This is a genomic window from Acinetobacter sp. 778_lipA (assembly GCF_058242985.1).
On record NZ_JBZAYT010000001.1, the window covers coordinates 2,466,781 to 2,493,504 of the forward strand.

The following is a 26,724-nucleotide window of genomic DNA, read 5'->3' on the forward strand; positions in this document are numbered from 1 at the left end:
CAAGCTTTTTTATAATGAAACACTTTATTTACTCATGCAATTGATTTAATTAAAAATATAAATTAAGAGAAATTATATTCTTGTGTCTGAGTTTTCGACAAGCTGACTATAGGCTATGACAGGAGTTATATTCTAAACAAAAAAATAAAAACAAGCTCGATAGAATCTTAGGATTTCACTATCTCAGTTTTAAACGGTTAAAGTTTAATATAGGTTCGAAAACCACGACTCGCATAATATGAAGCAGCACCATTATGATAAGTAAATGTACGCCCATAACGCTGATCACAAAAGATCGCGCCACCTTGCTCACGTAATACTCTTGGTGTCTCGACCCAACTGGATGTTTTTAAGTCAAAATTGAATATTTGTTGTAGGGTATAATACTGTTGTTCAGTCATTAGCGCTAAAGCATGCTTCTGCACCCAATCGATCACCGTATCTTCAGGAGGATGATCCTTGCGGCTGAGTAACGCCTCTCGATCATAACACATGCTACGCCGCCCTTTTGGCGACTCAATTGCACAATCAAAAAAATACAGACCTTCTGTATTCGGTAAAACAACCACATCAGGCTCACCGCCAGTCATTTCCATTTGTTGTAAAGCCGGTAGCTTTTCAGGACAAAGCAAAAGTTGTCTTTGTATAAAATCCCAGCTCACTTGTGCATGTCGTTCTATATGCTGTTGAAAGCGCTGTTCTAAAGTTTTTAATAGATTTTCAATTTGTAACGGACTATGTTTTTCTTGCTGTTTTGTCATTTTATTTTACTGCCTTATTTTAAGTCTTTATTAGCATAGCATTATCTCTCAAGCCTAACCAAATCCAATTTTTAGACATACGGAATTGGAATAATTAAACAGTGTGGCACTGATAATTCAATGAATTTCTCTGCATATGCAATTCCTTTTATACCAATTCAACTAAAGTTAAATATATTTTTGCAATGACAAAAAAATGGCCATGGCGATCATAAGTTATGGAATTAGCGTTGACTACAATATCAATAAGCAAGCTCGCTTCTACGCAATTATTAATTAAAAAAAGTAATGAGACAGTTGCATATAGAGAACAAAAACTGTTATCAACTTAGCTATGGAATATAACTTCTAATCCTAATCTTAAAAATAGCAAGAAATCTTGTCATTTTTTACTTAACAATAAAATATTTTAAAAATCTCGTATTTCATCAAACCAAGTATTCACTGTTTCTTGATCTATATCTAATGTTGAAGCTTCAACCAGTTGCTGTATAGCAAGACCAATATCTTCTCTTTCAACAGTTTCAATATTGGGCAATGTATTAACCATCGCTACAAGTTCAATAATTACCTCCTCCACATCTTGCTTCGTCTTCGCCTTGGAGATTTCTTTTAAAGCAAATTTATATGCTTTGATCGCTATTTTTGCATTACAGCTTTCCCAATTTTCAAATGGAATCCCATATTCATTGGTAAACCATATTGAACTCCTCAATTTAGACACCGAAGAATAATCCAATTGCTTTTCTTTAGCTAAATGCTTTAATTCAGCATTTAACCTTTTCCCTATTTTTTCATCAATATTCCATCCAATGAAGGAGGTTAAATTTTCCCAAGTATTTAAAGCTGGAAAGCCTTCCAAATTTACGGCATAGCGTATCCCAATACGTTCAAGTCGGTGAAGTTGTTTTAAACTTGTTGTATTGGTTATATTCCCAGTTAAGTTTAGATTTTTTAAGTTAGGAAACTGTAATAAACTTCCACAATCAAAAGCTTGGCCTAAAGGTTTAACAGTTAAATCTAACGAAGTTATTGCCGCTAAATTTTTCATAACAGGAAGATGGTATGCCGATATCATTGGATCTTGGTTTGTTGTTGGCTCTATTCTAATATGGGGATATGGTGCGGTGGTAATAATTTCAAAATGCTCAATATGACCAGCCAAATGAAGCGAATATAACGCCTTCTTATTCTCATCATCAGGATGACTTAAATCCAGTATGATTGGATGTTCGTCTGCTTTGATTGAAAAGTTATGAATTTGAGCATGACTTAAATCTAGACAAATCGCTTGCGTAGGTCGCCAAGAAAAATCTTCTATTACTCTTTTCTTCGACCATTCAATAAAACCCTGATCATTTCCCCAATAATAAAAAAATCTCGGCCAATTTCCATAAGGATACAAATGCGGATTTTGTTGACCATGTGGCGTATAAAAAATATTAAAAGCATCCCAATTGATTACAGCATTTTCATCGACAAGAACATCAACCTTTTTCTTGTCCATTCCGATTCGACCAATTGAGAGGCTTCCTTGCCCTGCTGGAATTTTTATCTGATGGCTATTTGTACCTATTAAAGAAACATAAATGGGAGTATTTCTATCCATGTTCATCCATTATTTGTAAATTGCAGTGTTCAGATTTCAGCAAATATAAGTACTTATGATTGTGCAAATAAACTCTACATAGAATATATCAAGTTCAAAGCTTAGCCTTTGTTACATTTTAACAAAAATATGAACATGTTAGGTTTAGCTCTATATTTCAACTTTCCCAATTTAGATACTTAGATGGTCTAAATGACCTTGATGATCTATTTTGACCACAATCAGCTGATCAGATAATTTCTGATTAACAGTATAATCAAAGATGGTAAAATATGATGTATCATATTTTCCATCTGGATAAAGCCCACGCCCTGTTAAATATAATTTGGTAAAAATAAAAAATCATCACCTAATTCTTTAATATGAAAATCCACATTTTCTTTACCCCCTCCAACTTCAAAATCCTGTTGAATGATGCATTGGTTTTATTGATCAAATTTTGCGATATTTTCTAGAAAGTGATTTATTTGATCTAAAGTTTGCTTATTTAAAATATCTTGCCAATTTACCAATATAGCACTAGCTCCAAAAATGTTGGCACTCTTTACACTTCGTTCCATTTTTATAAAAAAAGAGTGGAAAACCAAGCAGTAAAAAAACCAAATAAGCGGGACGTTTTCCTTGTGTGTATGACTGTATATCACTACTACCACAATTTGGGCAACTTTCACTTGCTCCAAACTGTTGTTCTAATTCTTGGCTAAAATCTTGGGTAAGTAATCCTTTAGCCTCTTCTGCATAGCTTTCAGGAACTAACAGTCGCACACCACCCAAAGCATTGGAGTAAAGCCAATCCATGTTAATGGTGTGTTCATTTTCAATACGTGCTGGAATTTCAGCTGCTTCTAATTGTATTTTGGCAATCTGAGCCTCGTAAGGAAATGAATATGTTTCAGCGACCACCCATTGCATAAGAACACCTAACAGAAATAAAATTGAATTTTAAGCTCAATTCATTTAACTGTATATTGCATAAATTTATTCAGTTGATACTTTCATTTTTTAAGCTATGTCAAAGCAAAGCAAATTTCATAAAAAATAAGGAAATACGTTGAAGGATAGATAGGTTTTAAATTCCTGTACAAATTCTTCCGAGCTAATAGAAAAATTATTATGAATTATTTAAATTTTATCCTATTCTGCTTAAGTCACCCATAACTATAGTTTGTCGTAACTCTATCCTACTTTTCTATATTTTGATGAGGATATAAAACAACAAAATTTACATCTTATTCTTACTATTTATTATTTTCTTTCACGTATAAAAAAACACCCCGGTCTCTAACGAGACCGGGGTGTTTTAGATTTAAAAGCTGGCGATGACTTACTCTCACATGGGTAACCCCACACTACCATCAGCGCTAAGAGGTTTCACTTCTGAGTTCGGGAAGGGATCAGGTGGTTCACTCTTGCTATTGTCGCCAGCAAACTGTTATGGACTTGTTCGGGTCTTATTTAAATGCCTTACTTCGTACCAAATGAGTTTAACAGAACATTTGAGTTGAATATTTTAACTAGCTTTACAACTAAATCAAGTATGTTTGATCTTTTATGAATCAAATGATGCTTCGTATACAACTGCTTGGGTGTTGTATAGTCAAGCCTCACGAGCAATTAGTATTGGTCAGCTTCATGCGTCACCGCACTTCCACATCCAACCTATCAACGTCGTAGTCTTCAACGGCTCTTTAGAGGACATAAAGTCCTAGGGAAATCTTATCTTGAGGTAGGCTTCCCGCTTAGATGCTTTCAGCGGTTATCCCTTCCGAACATAGCTACCCGGCGATGCGACTGGCGTCACAACCGGTACACCAGAGGTTCGTCCACTCTGGTCCTCTCGTACTAGGAGCAGATCCTCTCAAATTTCCAACGCCCACGGTAGATAGGGACCGAACTGTCTCACGACGTTCTAAACCCAGCTCGCGTACCTCTTTAAATGGCGAACAGCCATACCCTTGGGACCTGCTTCAGCCCCAGGATGAGATGAGCCGACATCGAGGTGCCAAACACCGCCGTCGATATGAACTCTTGGGCGGTATCAGCCTGTTATCCCCAGAGTACCTTTTATCCGTTGAGCGATGGCCCTTCCATACAGAACCACCGGATCACTAAGACCTACTTTCGTACCTGCTCGACTTGTGGGTCTCGCAGTTAAGCGCGCTTTTGCCTTTATACTCTACGCGTGATTTCCGACCACGCTGAGCGCACCTTCGTACTCCTCCGTTACTCTTTAGGAGGAGACCGCCCCAGTCAAACTACCCACCAGACATGGTCCTCGTCCCGGATAACGGGACAGAGTTAGAACCTCAATATTACCAGGGTGGTATTTCAAGGATGGCTCCATAGCAACTGGCGTCACTACTTCAAAGCCTCCCACCTATCCTACACAAGTAAGATCAAAGTTCAATGTCAAGCTGCAGTAAAGGTTCACGGGGTCTTTCCGTCTAGCCGCGGGTACACCGCATCTTCACGGCGAATTCGATTTCACTGAGTCTCTGCTGGAGACAGCGCCCCCATCATTATGCCATTCGTGCAGGTCGGAACTTACCCGACAAGGAATTTCGCTACCTTAGGACCGTTATAGTTACGGCCGCCGTTTACTGGGGCTTCGATCAAGAGCTTCGCTTACGCTAACCCCATCAATTAACCTTCCAGCACCGGGCAGGCATCACACCCTATACGTCCACTTTCGTGTTTGCAGAGTGCTATGTTTTTAATAAACAGTTGCAGGGGCCTGGTTTCTGTGGCTGCCAATAGCTCAAGGAGCAAGTCCTATCACCGTCAGCAGCGTACCTTCTCCCGAAGTTACGGTACCATTTTGCCTAGTTCCTTCAGCAGAGTTCTCTCAAGCGCTTTGGTCTACTCGACCTGACCACCTGTGTCGGTTTCGGGTACGATTCCTGTGTAACTGAAGCTTAGAGACTTTTCCTGGAAGCATAGTATCAGCCACTTCGCTAGTAAACTAGCTTGCTATCAGCTCTCAGCATAGAGCACCCCGGATTTGCCTAAGATGCATGCCTACTGCCTTTCACCTGGACAACCAACGCCAGGCTGACTTAACTTTCTCCGTCCTCTCATCGCATTACACAGAAGTATTGGAATATTAACCAATTTCCCATCGACTACGCCTCTCGGCCTCGCCTTAGGGGTCGACTCACCCAGCCCCGATTAACGTTGGACTGGAACCCTTGGTCTTTCAGCGTGCGAGTTTTTCACTCGCATTGTCGTTACTCACGTCAGCATTCGCACTTCTGATACCTCCAGCATACTTCTCAATACACCTTCATCGGCTTACAGAACGCTCCCCTACCACGTATACTAAGTATACATCCGCAGCTTCGGCATATAGTTTTAGCCCCGTTACATCTTCCGCGCAGGCCGACTCGACTAGTGAGCTATTACGCTTTCTTTAAAGGGTGGCTGCTTCTAAGCCAACCTCCTAGCTGTCTATGCCTTCCCACATCGTTTCCCACTTAACTATAATTTTGGGGCCTTAGCTGGCGGTCTGGATTGTTTTCCTCTTGACTACGGACGTTAGCACCCGCAGTCTGTCTCCCGGATAGTACTCATAGGTATTCGGAGTTTGCATCGGTTTGGTAAGTCGGGATGACCCCCTAGCCGAAACAGTGCTCTACCCCCTATGGTATTCGTCCGAGGCGCTACCTAAATAGCTTTCGGGGAGAACCAGCTATCACCGAGTTTGATTAGCCTTTCACCCCTATCCACAAGTCATCCCCTGGCTTTTCAACGACAGTGGGTTCGGTCCTCCAGTTAGTGTTACCCAACCTTCAACCTGCTCATGGATAGATCACCCGGTTTCGGGTCTATACCCAGCAACTAAACGCCCTATTAAGACTCGATTTCTCTACGGCTCCCCTATACGGTTAACCTTGCTACTGAATATAAGTCGCTGACCCATTATACAAAAGGTACGCAGTCACCGAACAAGTCGGCTCCCACTGCTTGTATGCATGCGGTTTCAGGATCTATTTCACTCCCCTCACAGGGGTTCTTTTCGCCTTTCCCTCACGGTACTGGTTCACTATCGGTCAGTCAGGAGTATTTAGCCTTGGAGGATGGTCCCCCCATATTCAGACAAGGTTTCACGTGCCTCGCCCTACTCGTCATCATTATATGTGCCCTTTCGTGTACGGGACTATCACCCTCTACGGTAGCACTTCCCAGAGCTTTCCGCTAAAACACATATAACTTAATGGGCTGATCCCCGTTCGCTCGCCGCTACTGAGGGAATCTCAATTGATTTCTTTTCCTAAGGGTACTGAGATGTTTCACTTCCCCTCGTTCGCCTCGCATGACTATGTATTCATCATGCGATACCTACCTTATGGTAAGTGGGTTTCCCCATTCAGAAATCTCCGGATCACAGGATATTTGCCGCCTCCCCGAAGCTTATCGCAGGCTATTACGTCTTTCATCGCCTCTGACTGCCAAGGCATCCACCACATGCACTTAATTACTTGACTATACAACCCCAAACAGTCGCTAATCCCTACAAGGAGGATCAACAATGTGGATTCAACCACTTCTATTTGTTGCCTGTGAATTTAATCACTATACAGCTTCAATTTAATTCATATACCAAAACGCTTGATTCAGTTTTATCGCTAGTTCTCATTTCATTCAATATTAACAATTGCTTGCTAACATCAACTAAAACGAGTTAAACAATTATTTCAACTCAAATATATTCTGTTAATGATTCACTACCGCCTCGTCAGCGAGTAGTTAACTGTGATAAATCACAGAACTTAATAAGCTATCGGCTTACTAAGTTCTGTAATCACTTAGTCTGTAATTAGTGGTGGAGACTAACGGAGTCGAACCGTTGACCTCCTGCGTGCAAAGCAGGCGCTCTACCAACTAAGCTAAGTCCCCAGCTTAAGATCTTAATATATCTGCTCTTCTGTGTTCAGTAGACTTGGTGGGTCTGACAAGACTTGAACTTGTGACCCCACGCTTATCAAGCGTGTGCTCTAACCAACTGAGCTACAGACCCTCAGATACATCAATGAAGAACAACTTGTTGTGGATTCTTACCAATCGTCAATCTTTCGTTAAGGAGGTGATCCAGCCGCAGGTTCCCCTACGGCTACCTTGTTACGACTTCACCCCAGTCATCGGCCACACCGTGGTAAGCGTCCTCCTTACGGTTAGACTACCTACTTCTGGTGCAACAAACTCCCATGGTGTGACGGGCGGTGTGTACAAGGCCCGGGAACGTATTCACCGCGGCATTCTGATCCGCGATTACTAGCGATTCCGACTTCATGGAGTCGAGTTGCAGACTCCAATCCGGACTACGATCGGCTTTTTGAGATTAGCATCCTATCGCTAGGTAGCAACCCTTTGTACCGACCATTGTAGCACGTGTGTAGCCCTGGTCGTAAGGGCCATGATGACTTGACGTCGTCCCCGCCTTCCTCCAGTTTGTCACTGGCAGTATCCTTAAAGTTCCCACCCGAAGTGCTGGCAAATAAGGAAAAGGGTTGCGCTCGTTGCGGGACTTAACCCAACATCTCACGACACGAGCTGACGACAGCCATGCAGCACCTGTATGTAAGTTCCCGAAGGCACCAATCCATCTCTGGAAAGTTCTTACTATGTCAAGACCAGGTAAGGTTCTTCGCGTTGCATCGAATTAAACCACATGCTCCACCGCTTGTGCGGGCCCCCGTCAATTCATTTGAGTTTTAGTCTTGCGACCGTACTCCCCAGGCGGTCTACTTATCGCGTTAGCTGCGCCACTAAAGCCTCAAAGGCCCCAACGGCTAGTAGACATCGTTTACGGCATGGACTACCAGGGTATCTAATCCTGTTTGCTCCCCATGCTTTCGTACCTCAGCGTCAGTATTAGGCCAGATGGCTGCCTTCGCCATCGGTATTCCTCCAGATCTCTACGCATTTCACCGCTACACCTGGAATTCTACCATCCTCTCCCATACTCTAGCTTCCCAGTATCGAATGCAATTCCCAAGTTAAGCTCGGGGATTTCACATCCGACTTAAAAAGCCGCCTACGCACGCTTTACGCCCAGTAAATCCGATTAACGCTCGCACCCTCTGTATTACCGCGGCTGCTGGCACAGAGTTAGCCGGTGCTTATTCTGCGAGTAACGTCCACTCATCCTAGGTATTAACTAGAAGAGCCTCCTCCTCGCTTAAAGTGCTTTACAACCATAAGGCCTTCTTCACACACGCGGCATGGCTGGATCAGGGTTCCCCCCATTGTCCAATATTCCCCACTGCTGCCTCCCGTAGGAGTCTGGGCCGTGTCTCAGTCCCAGTGTGGCGGATCATCCTCTCAGACCCGCTACAGATCGTCGCCTTGGTAGGCCTTTACCCCACCAACTAGCTAATCCGACTTAGGCTCATCTATTAACGCAAGGTCACAAGTGATCCCCTGCTTTCCCCCGTAGGGCGTATGCGGTATTAGCATCCCTTTCGAGATGTTGTCCCCCATTAATAGGCAGATTCCTAAGTATTACTCACCCGTCCGCCGCTAGGTCAATTACCGAAGCAATCTCCCCCGCTCGACTTGCATGTGTTAAGCCTGCCGCCAGCGTTCAATCTGAGCCATGATCAAACTCTTCAGTTAAAAATCATTAGTGACTTAAGGTCACAATTCTGGCTCATCAATGTACTGACAAATTCTCTCAAATAAACTTCGAGTAATTTAAACCAATCAATCAATGATAATATTTCGATCAATCAATCAGTAAAAATCCACACAAGTTGTTCTTCATATTCTCTTAATGATTAATTTATCACTTCGTCAGTGATAAATAAGACGCAATAAACATTTAACAACCTAACCCTCTAAGCTAAGTTCGTTTGCTGTATCGCGTCGGGATGCTGCGTATTCTATACAGATTTTAAACCAGCGCAAGCCCTATTTTCAACAAAATGCATTGTGTGATTGTTTTTTAATCTAAATACTCAAAAAACCGCATAATTCACTCATTTTTTAAGCAATTTGAGAAATTCAGCTTAAAAGTAAGCTAAATCGATCATTCAAAATAGTCACCAGAAGATTGTGCATGTAGAAACGCAGGAATTAATCCCGTTAATGCTGCACGTATATCCGCCCGCTCATTAATCAATTGATGCGATCCTTCTTCAAGAATCAATAGGGTCTGTAATCTAAATTGTCGACGTACAAAATCAATATTATATTTCCAGTCTACAGTTTGGTCTTGTGCGCCTTGGGCCAACCAAACTGGAATGCGGCACTTTGGAAAAGCTTCCATTTCTAACATCCACTTAGACATTGCCAAAATCCAATCCATTCCCATCATTCTGGGCTGTAAAGGATCTTTAAGGCGTACAAATCTTAAAAACTCAGGATTATGATTATTTCTTTTAAAATGACGAGGGACTTCTCTTTTAATTCTTCGAATAATTCCTAAACCAATAGAATTATGCCACCACGCTGTTTTTGCCGGTCGTACTAATGGTGAAAGCAGTAATACCCGATCCACAATTGGATTCTCACGTTTTTGTGCATACTCAAGTAAATGATGCATCCAAATTGCACCACCTGTACTTTGCCCCACTCCCAACCATGGCTTCGGAAGCTGCTCTGCATTTTTTACATATTGATAGACCGCATGTAACACTTGTTGGTAATGATCAAAATTTTGAATATTTGCAGGAGAACCATTACTCAGCCCATGCCCAGGCAAATCATAAGTAATCACACTAAACCCTTGTTCAAGTATTTCTTTCACAATCGGCTGATAAATACCACTATGTTCTAAATAACCGTGCAATAAACACACAGTACCCTTTATTTTATCTATATTAGGTTTGAATACTTGCACATGTAATTTAAACAATGGCATATCAATAAAACCTTGCCATTGCACACAGTCCAGTTGATCAAAACCATAAAGACGTTGATAGGATTTTATTTCTTTATTTGGAATATATTCACGATTTAAGTTTAAGGCTTCTAATAGTTGTGGTGTTGTATCTCGACTTGGTATAGGTAAATCGAGTTGCTTTAGAATTGTTGGATTTAAAAATGGAATATCTGCCATTAAGGCACCTCTCTACAGCCACTCGAACCAAACAACATATCTCGGATTGTTGCTAAAGTTTCATAATTGGCTCTACGACTATGATCATAATTTTGTTTGCTAGGCTGCCATGCTGTTAATTGAGTTGGCATAGGTGCATTGACAGGAATTGTTTCTATACCATTTAATGCAAATAACCGACGTGTTCTAGGCATATGGTAACGATCGGTAATTAATAATACTGTGGGTGCACCACCTTTCTTTTGTAAAAGTAATGAGCTGAAACGTGTATTTTCACATGTGTTCATACTCCTATTTTCTAATAATTTTGCTTGAACACCACGGTCAGACAACCATTTTTGCATATAGGGCGCTTCTACACCGCTGAGTACAATAGGAAGCTTATTTTTTTCTTCTAAGGCCAAGGTTGTTTCAAGTCTTAGCTTAGTGTAGTCATTAACAATAATATCTTTTTGATTTTTATCTAAAGTTAAACCACCACCCAAGACTACAATTGCATAAGGCTGACTGATGGGCTTCGGTTGTTCACTGGTTTTGGTTGGCAAACTCTCAAGATCTTCTTGTACCTGCGAACTGGACAATTCATTTGCCAATGTGTGTGAGTTTTCTTGAAGTAATTTTTCATCAATTTTATGTTTTTTTAAGAATGTTAAATATTCATCCATTAGTGCTTTATTGTCTTCGCTATTTAAATCCAATAAGTTTTTAACAACATCACTCGACTGATTTTCAACAACATCTGATGCAGCACGTTCAGAAACTAAAGGAATTACGGGTTTATTTTGTTGTAGTTCTTCATTTTTTTGCTCTTTAGCAATTTTTTCTTGTAAGGCTTTATATCGTAACTGAAGTAAGATTAAATCCTGTGCATTTTTACTCTTAATCGCTTCATCCATTAGCTTAAGATAGGCTTGTCGAGCAATCCATAAATCAGAACCAGGTTCTAAGTTTTCAGCCTCCGAAAGCGCAGCATTTTGTTGGCTCTTTGCTGCCACCCGATTCACTTCAACGGGAACAATACTATTTAGGATTTTAACCATCATTGTCGAATAAAATGGCGTATACCAAAAAACGACCAAACAGCCGAACAATACAAATAATATGGCAATTATTCGTAGAAATCTGACCATCCAATGCGGTTTGACCATATATTTACTCAATCTAATGGTTTTCGATTAACCCTAATTCATCATAAAGCACAGGTTCAGGTTCTAAGTGCACACCAAACTTCTCAAAAACATCTTTTTGTACTGCCTGATACGTTGCGCGTACATCTTTCAGTGTTGCATCGGCATAATTCACCAATACCAAAGCTTGTTTATGAAACATTCCTACCTGATTAAGCTGTTTACCTTTCCAACCTGATTGATCAATCAACCAACCCGCTGCAATTTTAACTTGATTCCCTGTTTGAGGATAATGTGGAATATTAGGGAATTTTGCAATTAATTGTGAAAACTCTTGTTGCTTAATAATTGGATTTTTAAAGAAACTTCCCACGTTTGGGTATTCATTCGGGTTCGGGAGCTTACTTTGACGAATCTGAATCACTTGCTTTTGTAAGTTTTCAGCACTCATATCTCCCATCATCGCATTTTTTAAATCTCCATAATTTACTTTTAAATCAGCATGTTTAAGTAATTTAAAAATTACATGGGTAATGACATAACGATCTGGATTATCTTTAAAAATACTGTGTCGGTAAGAAAACTGGCAATCTCGTGCTTGAATTGAAAGAGTTTGTGCTGATAGACGATCATAGACTTCCACAGATTGAATAAATTCACCGACTTCCACACCATACGCGCCAATATTTTGCACAGGCGATGCGCCGACTAAACCAGGAATTAAAGCCAGGTTTTGTAAACCATAAAGCTGTTGTGTGGTCGTCCACAACACAAAATCATGCCAAACTTTCCCAGCACCCACCTTGATTGTTTTGCTTCTTGCATCTTCGCTTAAAAATTCAACACCTTGTATATCTATAGCAACAACAAGCGCATGGATATGTTCAGGCAACATTATATTACTACCACCTGAAAGCAGTAAAACGTTTAAATCATGTGCTTTAGAAAACTGTAATGCTTGCTGAAGATCTACAATAGATTGTATTTTGACATAATGTGATGCAATCGAGCTCAAACTCAATGTATTGAAAGGTTTGAGTTGAACCTGTGATTCAATATTCATAACTTAAATTTATTTCCTAAAAATATTTCAATCACGTGCATTAAAACTGTTGTTGAAACACATGTACCCAAGCCGAACTACTTGATTCACACTGATCAAGTACACGTTCAAATCCATCAGCTTCACCATAATAAGGATCTGGAAGCGCCTGTTGTGGATAAATGCAATCGTGCTCACTCATTAAAGCAATTTTAGCTTTAATTTGAGCAAGACCAAATTGGCTACTGGCTTGGTTATACAAATGCTGTATATCCGCAAGATTTTCATGATCCATGGCAAGAATTAAATCAAACTCTAAAAAGTCTTGTATTTTTAATTGTCTAGCACGTAAGCTAGAAAGATCATAGCCTCTTTTTATTGCATGTTTTTGACTACGAATATCGGGTGATTTATTTGGATGATAATTGCTCGTTCCAGCTGAATCCACAATTACATTTAATCGTTTTTCATCACAATAGTGTCGTAAAACCACCTCTGCTGTGGGTGAGCGACAAATATTTCCTAAGCACACACATAAAACTTTGTATGGCATTTTGGATGACATAACAACCTCAAATGATCATTTCTTTTATAAAGTCTTATGTTAAGTTATTTAGCAGGCGAATCCTATAGAACCTTAAAACAATAATGTTTAATTTGTGATGATAGATTAAGGATAATACATATGAGTCATTTTCAATTCCAAACTGTAGCCAATATTATTTCAGGTTTAGGATCAATCCAAGAACTCAGTACAGTATTAGGCAATCAATACCACAAAGCATTAATTGTGACAGATGCAGGCATGATTCAACACGCACTGCATTTGCCGCTATTAAAAATTTTAGCGCAATGCAATTTAAACTATGAAATTTATGCCGATGTACAGGCAGATCCAGCAGAGCAAATTGTTTTATCGGCAGTTAAATTCGCCAAAGACAATCAAGTAGATGTGGTTATTGGCTTCGGTGGTGGTAGCTCTATGGATGTTGCCAAACTCATTGCGATATTGGCAAATCCAAAGCAATCACAAAGTATTCAGGAAATCTATGGGGTTAATAATGTCAAAGGCCCTCGCCTTCCTTTAATTCTTATTCCAACCACAGCAGGCACAGGCTCTGAAGTAACGCCCATTTCTATTGTCACGACAGGTGAAACAACCAAAACTGGAATTGTTTCTCCAATTTTATATGCAGATGTCGCAATTTTAGATGCAACCTTTACCTCAGGCTTACCTGCACATATCACAGCAGCAACAGGTATCGATGCTATGGTGCATGCAATTGAAGCCTATACTTCTAAAATTAAAAAGAATTTTTATGCAGACATGCTTGCTAAACAAGCACTTAAACTTTTAAATAAAAATTTAAAATTAGTATTAACTGATGGTACAAATTTAGAAGCTCGTCAGAATATGTTACTTGGCTCTATGCTTGCAGGACAAGCTTTTGCCAATGCTCCAGTAGGTGCTGTTCACGCTTTAGCTTATCCGTTGGGCGGTCATTTTCATTTATCACATGGACATACCAATGCTTTAGTTTTATTGGAAATTTTAAAATTCAATGCGCCTGAAGCAAAAATACATTACGCAGAATTAATGCAATGGATTGATCCATATAGTAAAGGTAGCACAGACGGCTTGTGTGATTTATTTATTGATCATATGCAGAGACATTTGGATCACAGTGGGTTGGCTTTGAAGTTACGAGATTTAAATGTACAAGAACACCAACTCGACAGATTGGCATCCGATGCAATGCTTCAGACACGTCTTTTACAAAATAATCCAAGACCGCTAAGCTACTTAGATGCGTTAAAAATTTATCAAACGATTTATTAAAAGTTATCAGTATTCATTTACGAAGTCATACATTAAATAAATTTCTAAATAAAACATTGAGATAAGTTAGCATATTTCATCTTCGTGTTTTATTTTCAAATATCTTCTATATAACTTATACAAACATAAACCATAGTATGCACATAGGGTATATCTCATCAATTTGACTACATTTCAACTCAAACTGTAACCACGCAAAAACTACTTTAAAGTTGAAGTTGGTTATTCTTAATATGTGAAAAATCAACGTGACTTATAATGTTTGTTATATTTTTTAATCAATTAAACTTAAAGTTTTTTTAATGAAATAATTTAAAATTCATTAATTTTCAAAAAAATACTCTATTAGATGACTATTTTTATGACTGCCTAGTAATGAGTTTTTATTTAATTTTTATTTAATTTTTAAAATAATTACTCTAAAATCGCGCCGGATCTTAATCGGAAAATTAAGACAACTGATAGTATTGGAAAATCATTTTATGAAAAAACTTACATTAGCGATTCTGCCATTAGCAGCATTTGGATTAAGCAACGTTACTCACGCAGCAACTTCAGATGGTAAGACTTTTGGTGTTTCTGCTGGTTGGTTGCATGTTATGCCTCAAAGTAAAGGACAAGGCGTCAATGGTAAAACTGGTAATAGTCCTTTCTTAGGACCTCTGGCAAATATACAAGCTAATAACCCTGATGCAGGTTTTGAAGTACAAAATGCAGATACTGCAGGCTTGATGCTTGATTATTTTGTCAATGATAACGTTTCACTTGAATTAACTTTAGGTGCTCCTCCTGAAATGGAACTTGCTGGTCAAGGTAGCATTAAAGTTCATGGCCTAACTGTAGTTGATTTGAATAAATTTGATAAAGCTGCAACAACAGATGCTTATACACCAACGCTTTCAGCTCGTTATCACTTTGGTTCAATCAATAACAAGATCCGCCCTTATGTGGGTGCTGGCTTGATGTATGCTCATTTCTCAAATGTTGAGACTGATCCAGCAATCAATGATGCATTAAAAGCTTCACCTATCGGCGCGTTTAGACCTGAACTAGGTAAAGTTAAAGTTGATGATGCGTTTGCTCCTGTTGCAATTCTAGGTGCAGATTTCAATATCAATAAAAATTGGTATGCAACTGCTTCTGTTTCATATGCGCATCTGACAACAAAAGCAAAATTAAATGTAAATGGTACAACGTTAGGCGGACCAACAACTTTAATTTCAGGCCAAAGCAGCATTGAAATTAAACCAATCGTGACTTATTTAGGTCTTGGTTATCGTTTCTAATCAATTTGAACTGAATCAGTTGTAAATTTTAAAAGCTCATTAAGTTATAATTAATGAGCTTTTTTATTGCCCAAACTTGATCGTGAATGTTTTAACCAAAACACTTGTAAAAAAATGCAAAATTCATCTATAAAGTTACTTGTTTATAAAACCATATAAAGAATTGACTTCGTGATTGACAGCGAAAATATTCTAAATATTTAATCTATAGAAATGAATCAATCAAAATGAAACCAGAAATAAAATTACGCAGCCAATATCCCTTTATCTTACCCATCCAAACACGTTGGGCGGACAATGATATTTATGGACATGTCAATAATGTGACTTATTATAGCTATTTTGATACTGCTGCAAATGCGCTATTGATCCACAAAGCAGACTTTGACATACATCATTCACCCATCATTGGTTTGGTGGTAAATTCTTCTTGCCATTTTCTAGAAGAACTCACCTACCCTGAAATTATTGAAGTTGGTGTAGCGATTACAAAAATTGGAAATACATCACTTAGTTATGATCTGGCAATTTTCAAACAAGGTAAAAATGATGCTTCAGCACAAGGTCACTTTATCCATGTTTTTGTAGAACGTGAAACAAAAAAAAGCACCCCGATTCCACAAAAAATGCGAGATTCTTTGCAAAACTATATAATCTGAGTTCAATATAGGTTCTTGATTAAATATGCTACTCAGAAACGTCATCCGTAATAGTCTGAGGCAGGACTTCATTCATAAAGTCTTCTTTCTACGATTTATTGAATGTGTAGCTGGTTGTCGACGATTTTTGCGGTGAGGAGCAAGACTTTGCAAAATGCTTGTCCATGCGAAGCTTAGCTCCTCCCTCCGAAAAAAAGTAGGGCATGCCGCAGGCTGACCCTGAAATTGAATGAAAGCTCAGTAAGAGACTGTCAAGATCATTGTTTTCAATCAGTTAAAGATAAGTCGAGTTCACTTTATATCATTTAAGCCAAAATTAATTCTTAAAAAACTCATCCCCGACATCCTAAAAATAAACTCTCCTTTCAAGCGAGCGTATTTTGATCCCAAAAAGCCTGACTCACTTCTGGCATTTGATTTAACATTTCAATAATGGGCTGAATTTCTTTTTCCTCAACGGAATTCGCAATCAAAATCGCTTTAATTTCCACATCTTGCTCACCAAAAGGTTCTACATCAAAATCTTTGGCTGGAAAATGATAACGCTTTAAAGCTTTATTCAGCTCATCCATAACATATTTACTGTGCTCTTTTTGACAAACCACATAAATTTCATGTTGCATTTCCGAATCAACATTTAAAGGCTTACGATCGATAATGTGCCCAATAGGACGCAATAAAGTATTGGCTGCCAAAATAAATATCGTCGCCAATATTGCTTCCACCAAACGGTCACAGCCTGCCGCAGCACCGACGGCAGCAGAACACCATAAGGTTGCAGCAGTGTTAAGTCCTTGAATATTCCCTTCTTGACGCATAATTACCCCTGCGCCAAGAAATCCAATGCCAGAAACCACATAAGCAATCACACGTACCGAGCCATCAGCACCTGTTAAGTTATTGGCAATATCAACAAATATAGCAGCGCCAAGTGCAACCAACACATTGGTTCTTAAACCTGCAGTACGTTGTCTATACTGTCGCTCAAACCCGATCAATCCTCCTAAAATAAAAGCGCCAAGTAAACTAATCAAAGAATCTAACATATTCGCTAATTCTAGATGTTGCATGAATTGGAGTTGCATTGGTGTTCTCCATTACCAGCCGTAACGACGGATGTAAATTTTTTTCATCAGTTGGACAACCAGTATGTAACCAAGCAAGATTAATGGTAAAAATAAGAAATAACTTAATGGTAAAGCTTGTAGTTTTAAATACTCAGCAAAAGGCCCCATTGGTAAGAAAATACCAACAGCCACAATGACCAAGGTCATGACCAGCAAAGGCATCGCTGCACGACTTTGAATAAAGGGTATTTTTTCCGTACGAATCATATGTACAATTAACGTTTGTGTCAGTAGCCCGACCACAAACCAGCCTGATTGAAACAAGGTTTGCTGTTCTGGCGAATTTGCATGAAATACAAACCACATGAGTGCAAAAGTCAAAATATCAAAAATCGAACTAAGCGGTCCAAAGAAAATCATGAAACGCCCAATTTCATTTGGTTTCCAGCTTTGCGGTTTCTCGATCAACTCATCATCAACATTGTCAAATGGAATGGCGATTTGTGATACATCATAAAGTAAGTTCTGTATAAGCAAATGAATTGGTAGCATCGGTAAAAACGGAATAAAAGCACTCGCTACTAATACCGAAAAAACATTACCAAAATTTGAACTTGCCGTCATTTTGATATATTTCAACATATTGGCAAATGTACGTCGTCCCTCTAGCACGCCTTCTTCAAGCACCATTAAACTTTTTTCAAGTAAAATTAAATCTGCTGACTCTTTGGCAATATCCACTGCTGTATCCACCGAAATTCCAATATCAGCACTGCGTATAGCCGCCGCGTCATTGATACCATCTCCTAAGAATCCAACCACATGTCCATTCTCTTTCAGCTGCATCACAATACGTTCTTTGTGAACTGGGCTTAATTTGGCAAATACTTGAGTATATTCAACTGCAAATTTTAGTTCTTCGTCAGTCATATTCTCAACATGCCCACCTAAAAGTACATGTTCACAATCCAACCCAAGTTCTTCGCAGACTTTTTGAGTAACAAACTCATTATCACCTGTAAGCACTTTGACATTGACGCCATGGGCTGCCAATTGAGCTAGAGCAGGTGCAGCAGATTTTTTAGGAGGATCCAAGAAAGTAAGATATCCAGTTAAAATCAAATTATTTTCATCTGCGACAGAAAAGTGATCTGATCTACCATTAAAATCTCGATATGCGATGGCAATAACACGTAGACCTTCAAGATTAAATTGGCGTATTTTTTCTTGAATAGCTTCAAGATACTCTGGCGTTAATAGCTCAATCTTGTCGTTTATCTCTACATGCGAACAGACTTTCAACATTTCCTCTGCCGCACCTTTAGTGATAATGCGTGCATTCCCTTGTAAGGTGCGGACCACTACTGACATACGTCGACGCACAAAATCAAATGGTACTTCATCCAGCTTCTTAAATTTAAAATTTAGATCTTGCAAGTCTTGTGCAGCATGGTCCAAGATTGCAGCATCCAGTAAATTTTTCAGCCCTCTTTGGTAATAGCTATTTAAGTACGCCTGTACCAGTACACGTTGTGATGACTTGCCATTTACATCGACATGTTGTGATAAACAAATTTTATCCTCAGTCAATGTACCTGTTTTATCTGTACATAAAACATCCATTGCACCGAAATTTTGAATCGCATCTAAACGTTTAACGATAACTTTTTTACGAGATAAGAATACTGCACCTTTGGCCAATGTTGAGGTCACGATCATCGGTAACATTTCAGGTGTTAAACCCACAGCAACAGATAAAGCAAACAGCAATGCTTCACTCCAATCACCTTTTGTAAACCCATTGATAAATAATACAATTGGCGCCATGATCAACATAAATCGAATCAATAACCAACTGACTTTATTTACGCCCATTTGAAATGAGGTCGTTGCACGATCTGCATGTGATACTCGGTGTGCCAATGCCCCAAAATAGGTTTGTGTGCCAGTATTTACCACCACCGCTTTTGCAGAACCCGACACAATATTAGTTCCCATAAAAACAATATTTTCCAGTTCCAATGCATTTTGCAGAGTGTGATCTTTTTGATCAGCAAACTTTTCTACAGGAATAGATTCACCCGTCATCGACGCTTGCGAAACAAAGAGATCTTTTGCAAAGATAATTCGACAATCTGCTGGGATCATATCACCAGCAGACAATAAAATAATGTCGCCAGGGACCAAATCTTGGATGGTAAGTTCAATCTGTTGAGATCCTTGATCTAAGTCATTTTGCATGGTTTCAAAATCTGGATCATCCCAATCTACTTGACGAATCACGGTAGCTGTATTACTCACCATGGCTTTTAATGCAGCGGCCGCTTTATTTGACTTAAACTCTTGCCAATAGCGCAACACAGTAGAAAGTACAACCATAGATGTAATAATGATTGTGCCTTCTATATCATCAGTAAAGAAAGCCACCAGAGCCAAAATTGTAAGTAAAATATTAAATGGATTGCGATAGGCATACCAAAGATGCTTCCACCACGGCAGTGGTTTTTCATGCGCAAGCTCATTTAATCCAAATTGTTCTTGTCGTTGTTCAACCTGTTTTGCTGACAGACCATGCTCTGTTGTATTTAAATGATTGAGCAATTGGTCTGAAAGTACATAGGAAGCATTGATCAAACTTTGTGAAATTTTTTTACTAATTTCACTGGCATAACTTGCTTGATGTAATTCTTTAAATGAACGATGACGTTCAAATAAATGTTGAATATGATATTTTTTGATGAAATTAGAAAATAAACGTTGCCATAGATTATGAAGCATAGTGTTCTCCTTTTTTGGCAATAAAGATTTCTTCCTATTGAACAGGAATTGAATTAGATGATTTTTTTATGAGTTTAAAATTGCTGAGAAACTCTGCTCCTAGCCCAAACCAGCGATCATGATGGTGGTCAAATCGATCTGCATAAGCCACTTGGATCCTGACAAAATCTTGAATCAACTCATAACCAAATGCGGTTTGAAAAAATGCAGACTGATGATCTTGATTAAAGATTTCTGCACTGAGAGAGGTTTTAGCAGTGATCCAATAATTGCCTGAAATTGCAGCTAAAACATACTGAGTATTGCCCTGATGTTCATAGGAGATGTTGCCATTTAAAAATAACCGATCATCCAGTAATAAATAAGTTACGGGGAGATTCACTTTCCAACTAGAGTGGCCATCACCATACATATTTCGGCTTATTGTTAAGGATGCGGCAGCGCCCCAACTATTCGACTCCACTGCTTTCAAATTACGTTTGAATTGACCTGATATCACATCATGACGATTCTTATTTTGAAGATGATCATCCAGCTGAAAACTTAATTCCAAATTTTTGGCGATACCACATACTGGAGAAAAACTGGAATTAACCTCCTGATGTTTATAAAAGTTTATATTACTTTCAAAATGACAGGTATATAGATCAGCAACACTTGCATCATCTGTAATTAATACAGGATCGGCATATGCTGATTTATGAATAATAAATAATAAAAAGCAGCCTGTAATCAGTACTGTTTCTATCATACAAAGTTGATTGATTACCATCCGTAATCCTCATTGCTGAGGCGGCATGAATCTAAGTGCGCACAAAAACAAGCCAAAATTGAACTAATTAAAGTCAAAATTGAGCTATTTCACGTCAAAATGGGGATGTAGTTTAAAGTCAGATTATAACTGTCTCATTGCAAGACAGCTTTCCTAAAGGCAGTGCTGTCTTGCTCAGATACGAATAATGGCTGTATGTAAACTACAGCGCCTCGATGAACAATTTGCCACTTAGGGTCTCCGCTAATTAAAGTTGCCGCAATTATAACCATAAAATTATTTAAAACAAGCGATTTTCAGCATAACAACAGCTATAAATAACAGATTGATTAGCCTAATTTGAATTAAAATTCTTATATAAATTGAAAGCATGATGAAATATTAAAATGATTTGCATTATCGCAGGCAGAAAAAGATTGTGAACCTTCCCTAAATCTAGACAAAATAGAATGCAATAAAATAAGCCCAATTCCAGTGGAATTGAGCTTATTTAAAACGATATATAATCTATACGTTTTTTAAAATTTAAGCTTTGAGCTGAATATTTTCCAACTTCCCATCCAATGCTTCAATTAAACTTTTGACCAAAGCTTCTTTTTCAAGCATTTCATTCGCACGATCATAAGCTCGAAGCTTACGCTCGTTTTGCATCATATAGGGTGTGGTCGACTCAACTTCACCATATTGCACTGTAAATAAAGTATTCGGCCACTGCTGTTTTAATTTTGCCTCAAGATCATGTTGTGCTTGATTCAGTATTTTTTCATATTTTTGCGAAATTTGAAAAATAGATTGACCATTCACATCCCCAGTCATTAATCCATGCTGTGCGAGTTCTTGAACAGCAGGAGAAAGTGAGCTGTTTCTAAACCAATATTCCCATTTCTCAACTGTCCACTCACCTTCTAAGACCTGTAATTTTAAGGCAAGTATCTGTTGCGGCGTTTGTTGCTCACCAGAAGATCCTGGTTCTATTTCAGGGATAATATTAGAAACTTGAGCTGGAGTATCTGTTTGAGAATGAATAGGCTCAACTAAATCAATTTCAACATTTTGATCCTGATTCTCAGGTGCTAAAAAAAATACATCTTTATTTGAACTAGACTGAGACGTAGAATTTTTCGGTTGACTCAAATCAGCACCAAATAAAGTTAAACTTGGTTCAGCATTTTCTACTGCAATTTTCTCTTGAACAGTTGGCGACTGCGCTTCAATATTTTGATTATTATGAACAGTTGATTCAACTACAGCGCTTTGTTGTACTTCCTCAGCAAAGTCATCCAAGTAGTCATCACTACTGGGTTCATGATCAACGCTTTGCTGTTGAGTTTGCAGCTCTTCTATTTCGTCAAAAGCTGGATCTGAATCATTCACTACACGCTGCGAATTGATCTCAACCTGCGGTTGCTGTACTTCTGTTAATGGCGCGTAACTTTCTGGTTGCGGAATTACATTCAAAGCAGCATTTTGTTGTTCATTATTTTTTTCAACAGGTGCTTGCTGAGCCTGCTGTTGATGAGCTGGTTCTTGTTGAATCTGTGCTTGCTGAATTTGCGCTTCTTGAATAATCCCGGCTTGAACAGTTGCTTGATGCGGTTGCTGTGACACAGCAACTTGAGCGATATTTTGATTGTTTTGTGGTTGTTCAGCTTGAGAGACTACAATTTCATTGATTTGCATCGGTCTAAATGCCAGTAAACGCAATACTGTCATTTCAAAGCCTTGCTCTTGTGTTACTGCAAGTTGTAGCTCCGCTCGACCTTTACAGGCAATTTGATAATAAAGCTGTAAATCTTGTGCAGAGACAATTTTTGATAACTGCATAATTTTTTGATTAATTTCAGCACTGTATTTTAGACTTAAATCAGGCAAATATTGCAACATCGCCAACTCATGCAAAGTTGAAATAAACTGATCTAAAACCAGTGAAACATCTAAAGCCTGTTGCCTAAATTGTAGTAATAACTGACTAACCCGTGCATTTTGATTTTGATGAATTGCCAAGATCAAATCATAAATGATGGTTCTATCAATCAAACCTAGCATTTCTTTGACATCTTGATGATGAATTGCGCCTTGACCATAAGCAATTGCTTGGTCAGTTAAAGACAATGCATCACGTAACGAACCTTGGGCAGATTCAGCAATTTGCCAAATCGCATCTTGCTCTGATGCAATTTCTTCTTTATTTAAAATGTCTGTAAGGTGATGGGTAATTTCATCTACAGCCAATGGACGTAAAGTAAATTGCAAGCAACGTGAAATCACCGTAATTGGTAATTTTTGTGGATCTGTGGTCGCAAATAAAAATTTTACATGTTCAGGCGGTTCTTCTAATGTTTTCAATAATGCATTAAAGGAATGCGTCGACAGCATATGTACCTCATCGATCAAATATACCTTAAATCGACCTTGGGTCGGTGCATAAGGTACATTGTCGAGCAACTCACGTGTGTCTTCAACTTTTGTCCGTGAAGCAGCATCGATTTCAATCAGGTCAATAAAGCGCCCTTCATTTACCGCCTTACAAGTTGCGCAAACTTCACAAGGTTTAGAGGTTACCCCTGTTTCACAATTTAAACATTTCGCTAAAATTCGAGCAATCGTGGTTTTCCCCACCCCACGTGTTCCAGTAAATAAATAGGCATGGTGTAAACGTCCACGATCTAACGCACTGGTCAGTGCACGTGAAACGTGATTCTGTCCGACCAATTCATTAAAGTTACGTGGGCGATATTTACGTGCAAGTACCTGATACATGGAAGCTCCTAGTTACAGGTCTAAGGATACTGTTTTTTTACTGATTAGTGAATGAAGAACTGTAGAGTTATTTTTTATTAGAGATAATTCGATCAATTTCTTCTAATTTGACACTGTGCTCTACAATATAAAGTTTATCTATCGCTTAAATAGATTTAAAAACACACAATAGCTAATTTTACTTTAAAAAACACTGACGTGGCAGTGTTAAACAAATCACATTTTGGGCTGCTATAGTTTTTCAATCGCTTCTCCAAACTTTTATATTACACCGTAAAACCTATAGTCAACCTGTCAAAAACTCAGATACAAGAATAGAATTTCTCTTAATCAATATTTTTAATTAAATCAATTATATGGAAAAAATTTTTGATTATAAAAAAGCCTGCAATGCCACACCTTACATTCAAGGTTTAAATAGCTTTGCGTAGGCTATGCCTCACTCTTGCGCTACAAACAAAGCAGTACTTTATTTTTGCTCATATACCCCCGCCTAACGGCGACATCCCTGTCGCCCCACGGTAGGACAACCATCTATAATTCAAAAGTTTCAAAAATGAATTGATAAGCAATAAATAGTTTCTAAAAGTTCATACCAAAATAAAAGCTTCATTTCAGATCAATGGCTACATAAAATCACTTGTATAAACAATTAGTTGCTTGACTATAAATATAAAAACAAGCGCATAATTTAAATCATGCGCAATATTCTAGACAGTAATCTGTTTCTTTGCAGGTAAAGCACGCCAAACAAATACAGATAAAACCAGAAACATCAGACCCGAAATGCCCAAGACTTTACTATGTGAATAAATAAACGCTTCAAAAGCTGCTTGTTCTACCTCTTGCATCAATGCAGGTTCTAACTGCTTGGTCAACAATAATGCCTCACCAATAGAAGAACTTGCTTGAGCTGCGATATTCAGCGGTAAATGCTCAGGCAAGACAATTGAATGCGCATAAAATATAGACAGCAACAGTCCAAAAAACGCAATCCCAAGACCTGCACCTAACTCATACGCCATGCCTTCAATTGCACCAGCAGCCGTTGCTTTTTGTGGAGGTACAGCAGACATAATAGCTGCCGTGGAAGATAATAACGCGATTTCAACACTGATTCCCATCAACACCATCCAAACCCAAGCTTGAATATAATCGATATCAAAATTGGTCATGGCCAAGCCAAAGAAACATAAGGCACACATCAGCATCCCAATAGTTGCAACAGGTCGTAAACCATAATGATTCATTAAAATACTGGTAAAAGGTCCTCCAATACTAATAGCGATCATAAAGGGCAAAATAAACAAACCTGCTTCTAATGGACTATATCCATACACAAACTGTAATTCTTGTGAAAGGAGTAGCTCAAAACCTACTAAAGCTATCATAGCCACCATTGCCATCACAATACTGGTTGAGATCACAGGATTCTTAAACAGACTAAAATCGATCATCGGTTGGGTTGTTTTTAATTGATGGCGGATAAATCCCACCAACAATCCCAATCCAAGCACAAAAATCAAAATCATCCCTAGGCTAAACGCATAGATAGAGGTCTTAATTGAATAAATCAGCATTAAGATTGCAGTGACCAAAATGAGCGCTTGTAATAGATTTAAAGGTTGTTTGGTTTGTACCACTTGCTTTGGCACCAGCCATGTCGTCAATACCAAGACCAAAATAATAATTGGCACGTTAATCAGGAACACGGTTCCCCATGAAAAATGTTCCAGAATAAAACCACCCAACAGTGGACCAAAAGCGGCTCCACCACCACCGACAGTTCCCCAAATACCTAAAGCATAATTACGTTGTTTTTCATCTAAAAAGGTATTGCGAACACCTGCCAAGGTTGCAGGTAAAATCATGGCAGCACCTACACCAAGAAATGCTCTTGCCGCAATCAACATATAGGCTGAACTCGCAAAAGCAGCCATGAGAGAAGCCACACCAAAAATACCAGCACCAATCAGCATCAGACGTTTAAAGCCAATACGATCCCCCAATGCCCCCATGGGCAAAATCAAGCCTGCCATGATCAGTGAATAAATATCAATCACCCAGAGCATTTCATTACTGGATAGTGATAAAGCAGCACTCAATGTTGGGATGGCAACATGCAAAACCGTTGCATCAATTGAAACCGGTAAATAAATTAAAACGATGATTGCCAAAATCACCCAATTGCGGTACATAACACACCTAATTAAAGTTGGACGCTTGTTCAAGTTCCATCATTATAAGCAGACTTGAACAAACGTCCAACTTTGTTTAATATTTGTTTTGTAAATTTTGTTGTATTAAAAGTGATGAATTATTTAAACCGAGAACAACGTCGTACTATGATTTTGGATGCAGCAAAGCGTGTTGCATTACAAGATGGATTGAATGGATTAACTGTGCGCCGTATTGCCGCAGAAGCACAAGTTTCAACAGGGCAAGTACATCATCACTTTCAATCAAGTTCGCATTTAAAGGCAGAGGTTTTTATTCAGTTGATGGATCAACTCAATAAAGTAGAAGATCAAATTAAAACCGACAGTAGCTTTGAACGTTTATCTCTCTTGCTAGGCTTTGAAAATATTGAACAAACTCAACCCTACTTACGACTCTGGAATGAGGCTGAAATTTTAATCGACCAAGATCCAGAAATTAAAAAAGCTTATAATATTACGATGGAACAATGGCATGTTGCCTTGGTTACAGCGATTGAACATGGCATCGCCCAACAAGAATTTAAAATTGCTACAGCCAGCAGTAGCCAAGACATTGCTTGGCGGCTGATTGCTTTTGTTTGTGGTTTAGAAGGAATCTATCAACTTGGCTTAAAAGGTCTAGACCAACACTCGTTTAAACATCATGTCGAAACCATCTTAAAAATGGAGTTACTTGCCTAAGAAAATATAGATGGATCTACATGCCGCTGTATAAAGTCCTTATTTTTAATTCTTTTGCACTATA

Annotated in this window: 16 protein-coding genes, 2 tRNA genes and 3 rRNA genes; 4 read left to right on the plus strand and 17 right to left on the minus strand. The window is 38.7% G+C overall.

Features of this window, described 5'->3' with window-relative positions; translation table 11 throughout:
- Window positions 1–197: 197 nt before the first annotated feature.
- The 12 genes from AC4CUY_RS11710 to AC4CUY_RS11765 form a co-directional block, all read right to left on the minus strand.
- Window positions 198–761 carry a DUF4256 domain-containing protein gene (locus AC4CUY_RS11710; RefSeq protein WP_419327357.1) on the minus strand — a complete coding sequence of 188 codons (564 nt, stop codon included), beginning with the start codon at window positions 759–761 and terminating at the stop codon, window positions 198–200.
- Window positions 762–1,170: 409 nt separating this feature from the next.
- The gene (locus tag AC4CUY_RS11715; RefSeq protein WP_490774144.1) at window positions 1,171–2,370 is read right to left on the minus strand and encodes a hypothetical protein; all 1,200 of its coding nucleotides are present in this window, start codon (window positions 2,368–2,370) and stop codon (window positions 1,171–1,173) included.
- A 519-nt stretch (window positions 2,371–2,889) separates the two neighbouring features.
- Window positions 2,890–3,282, minus strand: coding sequence for a putative signal transducing protein (locus AC4CUY_RS11720; protein WP_419359954.1), 393 nt, complete (start codon window positions 3,280–3,282; stop codon window positions 2,890–2,892).
- Window positions 3,283–3,681: 399 nt separating this feature from the next.
- Window positions 3,682–3,796, minus strand: a 5S ribosomal RNA gene (rrf, locus tag AC4CUY_RS11725).
- 167 nt (window positions 3,797–3,963) lie between these two features.
- Window positions 3,964–6,854, minus strand: a 23S ribosomal RNA gene (locus AC4CUY_RS11730).
- Window positions 6,855–7,190: 336 nt separating this feature from the next.
- Window positions 7,191–7,266 (minus strand) — tRNA-Ala (locus AC4CUY_RS11735).
- Between the two features lie 44 nt (window positions 7,267–7,310).
- Window positions 7,311–7,387: transfer RNA gene (locus tag AC4CUY_RS11740), tRNA-Ile, on the minus strand.
- A 59-nt stretch (window positions 7,388–7,446) separates the two neighbouring features.
- Window positions 7,447–8,985 (minus strand): 16S ribosomal RNA (locus AC4CUY_RS11745).
- Together the 16S, 23S and 5S rRNA genes with 2 tRNA genes alongside form the textbook arrangement of a ribosomal RNA operon.
- A 412-nt stretch (window positions 8,986–9,397) precedes the next feature.
- Window positions 9,398–10,429: an alpha/beta hydrolase gene (locus tag AC4CUY_RS11750; protein WP_490774145.1), complete on the minus strand. Its 1,032-nt coding sequence runs from the start codon at window positions 10,427–10,429 to the stop codon at window positions 9,398–9,400.
- Window positions 10,429–11,577: a YdcF family protein gene (locus AC4CUY_RS11755; RefSeq protein WP_336954179.1), complete on the minus strand. Its 1,149-nt coding sequence runs from the start codon at window positions 11,575–11,577 to the stop codon at window positions 10,429–10,431. The genes AC4CUY_RS11750 and AC4CUY_RS11755 overlap by 1 nt, the downstream gene beginning before the upstream one ends.
- A gap of 13 nt (window positions 11,578–11,590) precedes the next feature.
- Window positions 11,591–12,619, minus strand: a complete 1,029-nt coding sequence (gene murB, locus AC4CUY_RS11760; RefSeq protein WP_336954181.1) for a UDP-N-acetylmuramate dehydrogenase — start codon at window positions 12,617–12,619, stop codon at window positions 11,591–11,593.
- A gap of 40 nt (window positions 12,620–12,659) precedes the next feature.
- Window positions 12,660–13,163 carry a low molecular weight protein-tyrosine-phosphatase gene (locus AC4CUY_RS11765; RefSeq protein WP_490774146.1) on the minus strand — a complete coding sequence of 168 codons (504 nt, stop codon included), beginning with the start codon at window positions 13,161–13,163 and terminating at the stop codon, window positions 12,660–12,662.
- A 120-nt stretch (window positions 13,164–13,283) separates the two neighbouring features.
- On the opposite strand from AC4CUY_RS11765, the gene AC4CUY_RS11770 reads away from it, so the two are divergent.
- From AC4CUY_RS11770 to AC4CUY_RS11780, 3 genes are all read left to right on the plus strand, one after another.
- The gene (locus AC4CUY_RS11770; RefSeq protein WP_490774147.1) at window positions 13,284–14,438 is read left to right on the plus strand and encodes an iron-containing alcohol dehydrogenase; all 1,155 of its coding nucleotides are present in this window, start codon (window positions 13,284–13,286) and stop codon (window positions 14,436–14,438) included.
- Window positions 14,439–14,920: 482 nt separating this feature from the next.
- Window positions 14,921–15,724, plus strand: a complete 804-nt coding sequence (locus AC4CUY_RS11775; RefSeq protein ID WP_336954185.1) for an OmpW/AlkL family protein — start codon at window positions 14,921–14,923, stop codon at window positions 15,722–15,724.
- 227 nt (window positions 15,725–15,951) lie between these two features.
- The gene (locus tag AC4CUY_RS11780; RefSeq protein ID WP_336954186.1) at window positions 15,952–16,383 is read left to right on the plus strand and encodes an acyl-CoA thioesterase; all 432 of its coding nucleotides are present in this window, start codon (window positions 15,952–15,954) and stop codon (window positions 16,381–16,383) included.
- 365 nt (window positions 16,384–16,748) lie between these two features.
- On the opposite strand, the gene AC4CUY_RS11785 is transcribed toward AC4CUY_RS11780, so the two are convergent.
- The 5 genes from AC4CUY_RS11785 to AC4CUY_RS11805 all read right to left on the minus strand — a co-directional run bounded on the left by AC4CUY_RS11785 (window position 16,749) and on the right by AC4CUY_RS11805 (window position 25,958).
- Window positions 16,749–17,468 carry an MgtC/SapB family protein gene (locus AC4CUY_RS11785; protein ID WP_336954187.1) on the minus strand — a complete coding sequence of 240 codons (720 nt, stop codon included), beginning with the start codon at window positions 17,466–17,468 and terminating at the stop codon, window positions 16,749–16,751.
- A gap of 12 nt (window positions 17,469–17,480) precedes the next feature.
- On the minus strand, window positions 17,481–20,228 hold the full coding sequence (gene mgtA, locus AC4CUY_RS11790) for a magnesium-translocating P-type ATPase (protein ID WP_490774148.1): 2,748 nt from the start codon (window positions 20,226–20,228) through the stop codon (window positions 17,481–17,483).
- A 34-nt stretch (window positions 20,229–20,262) separates the two neighbouring features.
- Complete coding sequence (locus tag AC4CUY_RS11795; protein ID WP_490774149.1) at window positions 20,263–21,000, minus strand: PA4824 family protein; 738 nt, start codon at window positions 20,998–21,000, stop codon at window positions 20,263–20,265.
- 525 nt (window positions 21,001–21,525) lie between these two features.
- Window positions 21,526–23,760 (minus strand): DNA polymerase III subunit gamma/tau, encoded by a 2,235-nt coding sequence (gene dnaX, locus AC4CUY_RS11800; protein WP_490774150.1) that lies wholly within the window; start codon window positions 23,758–23,760, stop codon window positions 21,526–21,528.
- A 710-nt stretch (window positions 23,761–24,470) separates the two neighbouring features.
- Window positions 24,471–25,958 carry an MFS transporter gene (locus AC4CUY_RS11805; RefSeq protein WP_419359637.1) on the minus strand — a complete coding sequence of 496 codons (1,488 nt, stop codon included), beginning with the start codon at window positions 25,956–25,958 and terminating at the stop codon, window positions 24,471–24,473.
- Window positions 25,959–26,072: 114 nt separating this feature from the next.
- Here AC4CUY_RS11805 and AC4CUY_RS11810 point away from each other — a divergent pair, with 114 nt between their 5' ends.
- On the plus strand, window positions 26,073–26,660 hold the full coding sequence (locus tag AC4CUY_RS11810) for a TetR family transcriptional regulator (protein ID WP_419359635.1): 588 nt from the start codon (window positions 26,073–26,075) through the stop codon (window positions 26,658–26,660).
- Window positions 26,661–26,724: the final 64 nt, after the last annotated feature.